This window comes from Fictibacillus gelatini DSM 15865, from assembly GCF_000430745.1.
GTDB classification, from domain to species: domain Bacteria; phylum Bacillota; class Bacilli; order Bacillales; family Fictibacillaceae; genus Fictibacillus_A; species Fictibacillus_A gelatini.
Map to the genome: position 1 here is coordinate 1 of NZ_AUMP01000063.1, position 6,815 is coordinate 6,815.

Consider the following 6,815-nt stretch of genomic DNA (forward strand, 5'->3'; position numbering starts at 1 on the left):
AATTTCATCAAGTATTACCACCGCATTAAAGCAACCTTCATCCATTCGCTGGCGAATATAATCCTTATAAGGATCCAGTTTACTCGGACGTTGTTTTCTTTTATATACCGGTAGCTCATCTTTATTAAGCCACTTTCTGACGGTTTTTCTGTCACACCCTAATTCATTAGCAATGTCTGTAATGTACATTCCTTTTTGTTTCATTTCTTTGATCATAAAAAATTCCCCATTCGTTATAATTTTGAACAACTCCCTCCCAGAGGGATTGTCCGGTAAACGTGGGGAATTTTCAACCGGAACTATTGAGTATTCTATCACCGGATTCTACACCGTCAAGTTCTTAATTTCTGTTTGCCTTAATCTTCTTTGCATTCTTCGTCTAATTTGAAGTCCGATTTGTATTGGTCGAAATCATTTTCAACTAGACAATTGTAGGGAAATAATATACCACTAGAGAACCGTTTTTCTTGCCCTAATCTAATACATAACTCAATGCCACACTTATATAAAAAACTGCAATAGGTTATTTGATATTTGTCGTTTCTTTTCAGTTCAGAGTTAATATCTTTGGGCAATTGAGTAATTAGCATTTTCTCTTCTAAGTAACTAAATAACTCCTTGTTTACCCAGACTTTAATAACATACCTCTCTGATAGTTCTTCTATTTCCAAAAGCATATCTAAAACATTATTGATAAAAGAAAAGAAAGATAAAGTAGTTGTTCAGTGAGTGTCTCATATTTATGTTTATAGCTAAATTCTTCCCGCATTGAACTACTCTTCATTTTTATTACCTCCAAAATTTTAAAAGATAATAATTCCTCTAACTGTTGAGGTGCATTTCGTGCGATCTTCACCTTTAAAGAAGGTGAGCTTTATGCGTAGGTCTTACCCACTATCACCCCCCATTATCAGGGTTAACGGGTGCGCACTAGGTTTCCGTAACGGTGTTCCCAAACACCGTGGCGGTCAAACCACCAAAATCCTTATTTATCATGTCAAGGAACAAAAGAAAAAGGAGCCTGGCTGTGATACCAGAACTCCTTAAAAAACTAAAAACCCAAGGAATTCTAGTACCTGTAACACTCCAACCTCTTACAAGTGGAATGCTGTTGCTTAGAAATGGACACATTTTGCCCTTTACTAAGCCAGAATCTTACTCCCTAACGGACATACTTATCCCGTTTGGAAGTCGTTAATCAACAGCATTTAAGTTGTAAGGTGATTGGTGCCTTCTATATGGCTAACCAGCAAGGTTAGAATGTACCCTTAGCCGATCCTACCAATGGAAAGCACTTAGAATTACAGCGCCCTTTACAGGCACTAGAATTACTTGGGTATATAAATTTTAAATTAAATTGTATTCAGTACCGCCCTATGAACCACACCCCTTATTCAGAAGAATCTATCAGCTAAATTTTACTAGCTGTGTTAGTGATTATATATAGGCTAGATATCGATTGTCAACAACTTTTTTTAAAAATTTAAAAACCGCCTTGCCTGAAATACAAAGCGGTTCTTATAAAAATAATTATATTATGCTCCCTTCAATAACCCCGAATACTTTCTCTCAATATTTTCAAGGCTCCAGTCGTTCACTCTGCCTAACCGCTCGATTAACCTTCCCCTCTTGTCAACGGTCGTCAACAGGCAGACATCCAGACGAATTATTGAATAGCCATCACTCGTTTTGTGGTAAATGGTTTCAATAAAACGATCATCCTCCTGGTCATCGGTTGCCGATAAGACAGCAATCGTTGTTGGTGAGAAACGATTGCCGATATCATTTTGCAGAATAAGAAGAATGGTTTCTTTTCTGTTGAAAGGATCCAGACCCATTACGTTTGCTACCCACAATTCACCACGTTTTACGACTAGATGATTCTTTTTTTGGTAATAAAAAGTTGCCTTCTTCTCTATTTTCATCACACTTACGCTCCTTTTCTGTTTGGATACGTAAGTATAATGGATGATCGAATTTTCCAAAAATATCTTTATACTAGCGACTTAACCGTCAATTTTTGACAGCGTCAAAATCTGCGGACATATATAATAAAATATTAAAATAATATTACCAAAAATAACATTTCATCCATTTCCGACTCATCGAATTGGATCAAAGATGTATCCTTGATAAAAAATCAAGTTCGGGTTCTTGATAAATAAGGGTTTCTGGATCCGTTGTTCGGTTCTTATATTAACGGTTTCACCATCGTTCAAACATTCTTTTTACCGAGGAACAAAGGGGGCGAAAGCCTCCAAATATCATGAACAATCGTTCCAAATAATAAAGGGCTGGATAAATATTCAGAATTGAATCCTAAAAACAGCCCCAAACATCCAGACATTCGTTTACCAAGGAACAAGGGGGCGAAAGCCCCCAAACATGATGTGCCATCTCTCTAGATCAATACCCCCCATTCTTCATAAAGAATGGACATCCATCACCTGCCACCCTTTCTAAGCACCTGAAATCGTGGTAGATTTGCACACTTCTCAAAATAACTCCTTATTACCAAGAACTCCTCCTTGAAACGTCTGTATTTCCCCTGTTTTCTTCAAAATAAGCTGTTGTTTGGTACCAGTGGAAAAAAGCATATTAATTGCCGTCAAACTTTGACACCTAAAAACCAACCACAGTTTATCTCTTATTACTGCAACCTTATCGAGTCGTCACAATACCAAGGTTCATTTTATCAAATTTGACATTTTCATTTTTCGATATATAACTATAATACGAACAAAATAAGAACAAAGGAGGAACATACCGTGGTAAGTAAAAAGGTTTTTTACTCAACGGCAGACATCAAGACAGTTATGGAACTCTTTGCACCATTTACCCATGTTGAACCAAATGCACACCAGAATGGGTATAGCCTTTACGTGTCTGGGGGAATACGAATCGGCATCTCTAGATTGCTTGATGGAATTGTCCGAATAACGCTTTCCAGAAGATTAGAACGTAAAAATGACAAGCTTTATAACCAAATACTTGCTGTAATCGAACAAAACACCCAATTCGCTTTGTTGAATGAAACTACTTATTTGCAAATTAATGCCGAGGTGAAATAAAGGATGCAGACCTATAGGAACACGCTGGATGCCTACAAAAGATATTCTCAAATATTCCCATATCAGACTATTTGCTTGGAATATTTAGTGAACATTGATTCAATGCTGGATGGATACTCCCATTCCTATATTCTAAGTTACATAAAGAGAAATCTTGGTTCAGATTTTCATCCAGACATAGTGAAAGTCCTGAATTGGATTAAATTTAACAAAGGGGAAACGGGACTATTCCGAAACAGAATCATTGCCGATTTAATATCGAGTTTAGAGCGATGCCCATTTATTCAACCAGAGGATTTGACCTATGAAGATTTGCATGTTCTTGTTGAGTTTTCCGAGTTTACCTATGGCAAGTTCTAAACCTAATTGTGACAAATTTGACAAATCAAAAATCCAGTGTATGATAACCATACTTAATCATAATCAATTTTTAAGGAGTGATTGAAATGAAATTTATTATTTCACAAGAAAAGATAAAAGAAAGATTTAATAACATACATACAGAGTGCATTTATGGCTTTGAGGTTTTAGAAAACATAGAGAAGGGCAACTATCCATCATTTCTTGGAACAAAAGCAACCGAAATTTTGAATTGGATCCATGTTGACCATGCATCCAAGACTGATACAGAACTATATGCACACCGTTCCGTCAATGACCTTATCTACGCCCTTCAATACTTATATGGAGTCACATTTGTTGAAGATGAAAACAGTCTAATGACGGAAGACCTTACAATGGACGAATTTCGCCTTTTGGTCGAGTATTCCGAGTTTATTTTCAAAAAGCACTACTTCGGCTTGACCAGAGAAGAGTATGAAGATATTTACCGCAAAGAACTGCTTGAAAAAGAAATTTTTAAGCTTGAACAAATGGAACTTGGACAACAGGAAGTTACATTTACCGATTAATCACATTTTTCGCAATTATTATCTGAATATTCAATAAATATTAATGACAAATTTGACATGATGAAAGGAGAAATACACAATGGCAAATCATCCATCAAAGCAACATTATCAACCAAACCAATTAATCAAACTAGCTTGGAAATGGTTCTGTGAAGTTCATGAAAGTAGCCTCAGTCCGTTAGCATTTAAGGTTGGCTACCGCCTTTATAAATATATCATGCATTTGAGCAGTGAACAAACCACGATTGTTGGGGACTATTTTCAATTTTCCTATCTAAAAGAAGACCTCGCTTCCGATTTAGGGGTATCCTGCTCAGCGTTTCGGCAAAAAAGCAAAAAACGTAATGGATTGACCGTTTGGCAAGAACTCGAGAGTGTCGGATTTATTATTATGGATGGTAAAAAAGGAACGGCTACGGTATTTAGCATACCCCTCTTTGCAACCGAACCTAAACAACCCATTAAAGTAGGTACATTTTATAAAAATTGGTTGGGTGAAGAAAAATGGTTAGAATACATAAACAATTTGCGAGACCGCCTGAACGGCACATTTGAACAACGAATCAATCGAAATTGGAAAGAAATCGACTTTTCCAAGGAGAACATCAACAATTTTAAAATTTATCCAAAAGACAAGCCGCATCAAATGGAAACAAAATTGCGTTATCAGGTCTTCTGTTTGGTTGAGAAACATGGTATTCATGTTCAACAAGCCCAGAATGATGTATTTAAACTTTTCTTCTCCATAAAGAAGTACTACACCAAACGCTACAGAGAATTAAATTATATGGTTCTCCAAAAAGCCATTTTTTCCGTCTATACCAAATCACAAATGAATGACTTACATAAGCTGTATGCTTATTTACTGGCGATGATTCAAGATGAATATTTGCTTAACGAAGCAGCAGCCTGTGGTTTATCCATAGACGAATTGGACGAATTTAGAAAGCAACTAAGAAAAGAGCGTTACCAGAAAAGATTCGACCAATGGATAAAGAAAAGAATGAGACAAATTGAGAAGGAATTGAAATCTGGCTCTGTAGATAATATCGAGTTCCTTAAAGCCTTATTAAACGAATACTACCTACAACCATGGGATAGCCCAATATATGAGCAATTTTTAAAGAAAAAAATAGCGGAATACGAAGAAAGACAAAGGCGAGAGAATGTTGACAATGAAATAACATTAATCGGTATAGAGAAATGCAATGCGAAAAATGACTTATCTCATATCGCTTGACCAAATGATAACAACACCTGGATTATTCCATATAGCAAACAAACGATAACCAGTAATACATAACTACCTTTAGGCTTCTCAAACAGATACGAACGTCAGTTTAGGGATTAACCATACATATGTGTGCCGATGTCCTTGGTGCTAAAGCATTCTTATGGAAAATGCAAAGCTCTAATACCTGCCTGAATACTTTTGAATTCGTAAAATTTTTCCTTGGCATTCTTGCCCCTTGTGCCTTATACTGGGTTCCACCAAATTGAAAATTTTGGAATAAGCAAAGAAACTCACTCTCATACTTATCTTGGTAAAGAAAGGGGCGAGTAACATGTTGGGTGCTATGGATGCAATTATTACACCTCATTTCGTATTTTATACAGGATTGTTTCTGATTGGATTGGGCAGTTTGCATCTCCTGATTGTCAAACGTAGTAAAACGGATTCTCAGGCGGAAAAATATTGATGGTTTCCGTCCATCAGATAACGAATGAACAAAACTTGCCGAGTAGAGCCATTAGGCTCTCTTTTCATTCATAGCTTATCCGCCTAGGAGGGACAACGATGGACTTTTCCAATAAGAATGTAGCGTTTTATATTCGGGGCAGAACGATCCGCACTATTGCAAAACAACAAGAAGCCATCAACCAATTTGTAAAGGAGCAACTTATCCCGCAAGAAAGGACGGAATTCTTCTTGGATCACTGCGACTCAGACGAAGCACGCCCTGAACTGTTCCGTCTTATTGAAAATGCGGAACGATTTGATGTGGTAGTCATGTATTCCTACCATACGTTACACATCGATATCGAAAAATATAAATTGTTGGAGAATTCCCTACTGGTTAATGGCTTAAAAACATTCCTCATTCACGGCTAAGGGATGTGATTACCTATGACGTATCGGGGAGTTGTAGAATATTCCCATCAAAAAATAATGCTACTACTCGTCACGGTTTTGCTCTGTACCATTACCTGCATTCTTGCTTTTTTCTTTTCATTCCCTTGGAGATTTCCAGTTGAAATTCTCTTCGTTTGTTTATTGTACTATGGTAGCTTGGTTCTTTCAGAAAGGAAAAGCAAAGCTTTCTTATCCGCAACCGAATTCAGAATTTCCAAAGGATACTTCTTCGGGTTTGTCGTGGTCAATAAAAGCTATCGACTGAAAGATGAAAATGATATAAAGGAATTTCTTGAATTTATCGACAGGAGGGGCTTTGGATCATTTGGAATTCCTTCACTAGACGAATTAACCAATACAAAGATTACTTTTGTTCGAGAAGATACTGCGTAATAAAAAAATCACATTTCTATGGACGGAAGCAATGAAAAGCTACCCGTCTATATTTTTTCGAAAAATGCTTATTTTTACCGTTATCAGTGGGAATTTTTCTATTAATTGAGCGATATACTCCCTTTTTATCGTTTTATTCTCTTGAATGGTTTATAAATGTCTCCGTTACATAACTCGTCCTGTTTTAAGTATCTCTGACACATCCCTCCTCTGTAGAATCCGGTGATAGAATACTCAATAGTTCCGGTTGAAAATTCCCCACGTTTACCGGACAATCCCTCTGGGAGGGAGTTGTTCAAAATTATA

Annotated in this window: 6 protein-coding genes and 1 pseudogene; 5 read left to right on the forward strand and 2 right to left on the reverse strand. The window is 36.7% G+C overall.

What is annotated here, in order from left to right; all coding sequences use genetic code 11:
* Both H538_RS0117685 and H538_RS0117705 read right to left on the reverse strand, forming a co-directional pair.
* Window positions 1-216, reverse strand: a pseudogene (locus H538_RS0117685) (IS21 family transposase); the annotation flags it as partial.
* 1,319 nt (window positions 217-1,535) lie between these two features.
* Window positions 1,536-1,925 carry a type II toxin-antitoxin system PemK/MazF family toxin gene (locus H538_RS0117705; RefSeq protein WP_026678726.1) on the reverse strand — a complete coding sequence of 130 codons (390 nt, stop codon included), beginning with the start codon at window positions 1,923-1,925 and terminating at the stop codon, window positions 1,536-1,538.
* 843 nt (window positions 1,926-2,768) lie between these two features.
* Here H538_RS0117705 and H538_RS0117715 point away from each other — a divergent pair.
* The 5 genes from H538_RS0117715 to H538_RS0117745 all read left to right on the forward strand — a co-directional run bounded on the left by H538_RS0117715 (window position 2,769) and on the right by H538_RS0117745 (window position 6,509).
* Window positions 2,769-3,071: a hypothetical protein gene (locus H538_RS0117715; protein WP_026678727.1), complete on the forward strand. Its 303-nt coding sequence runs from the start codon at window positions 2,769-2,771 to the stop codon at window positions 3,069-3,071.
* 446 nt (window positions 3,072-3,517) lie between these two features.
* Window positions 3,518-3,982 (forward strand): hypothetical protein, encoded by a 465-nt coding sequence (locus tag H538_RS0117725; RefSeq protein ID WP_026678729.1) that lies wholly within the window; start codon window positions 3,518-3,520, stop codon window positions 3,980-3,982.
* Window positions 3,983-4,061: 79 nt separating this feature from the next.
* Window positions 4,062-5,222 (forward strand): hypothetical protein, encoded by a 1,161-nt coding sequence (locus H538_RS0117730; protein WP_026678730.1) that lies wholly within the window; start codon window positions 4,062-4,064, stop codon window positions 5,220-5,222.
* 558 nt (window positions 5,223-5,780) lie between these two features.
* Entirely contained in the window at window positions 5,781-6,095 is a 315-nt protein-coding gene (locus tag H538_RS0117740; RefSeq protein WP_026678731.1) for a hypothetical protein, read from the forward strand.
* 15 nt (window positions 6,096-6,110) lie between these two features.
* Window positions 6,111-6,509 (forward strand): hypothetical protein, encoded by a 399-nt coding sequence (locus H538_RS0117745; protein WP_026678732.1) that lies wholly within the window; start codon window positions 6,111-6,113, stop codon window positions 6,507-6,509.
* Window positions 6,510-6,815 lie beyond the last annotated feature (306 nt).

What these genes read in the sequence shown, in the direction of transcription:
- H538_RS0117705 (WP_026678726.1), bottom strand. Translation starts at nt 1,925, where the DNA reads ATGAAAATAGAGAAGAAGGCAACTTTTTATTACCAAAAAAAGAATCAT.
- H538_RS0117725 (WP_026678729.1), top strand. Translation starts at nt 3,518, where the DNA reads ATGAAATTTATTATTTCACAAGAAAAGATAAAAGAAAGATTTAATAAC.
- H538_RS0117730 (WP_026678730.1), top strand. Translation starts at nt 4,062, where the DNA reads ATGGCAAATCATCCATCAAAGCAACATTATCAACCAAACCAATTAATC.
- H538_RS0117740 (WP_026678731.1), top strand. Translation starts at nt 5,781, where the DNA reads ATGGACTTTTCCAATAAGAATGTAGCGTTTTATATTCGGGGCAGAACG.
- H538_RS0117745 (WP_026678732.1), top strand. Translation starts at nt 6,111, where the DNA reads ATGACGTATCGGGGAGTTGTAGAATATTCCCATCAAAAAATAATGCTA.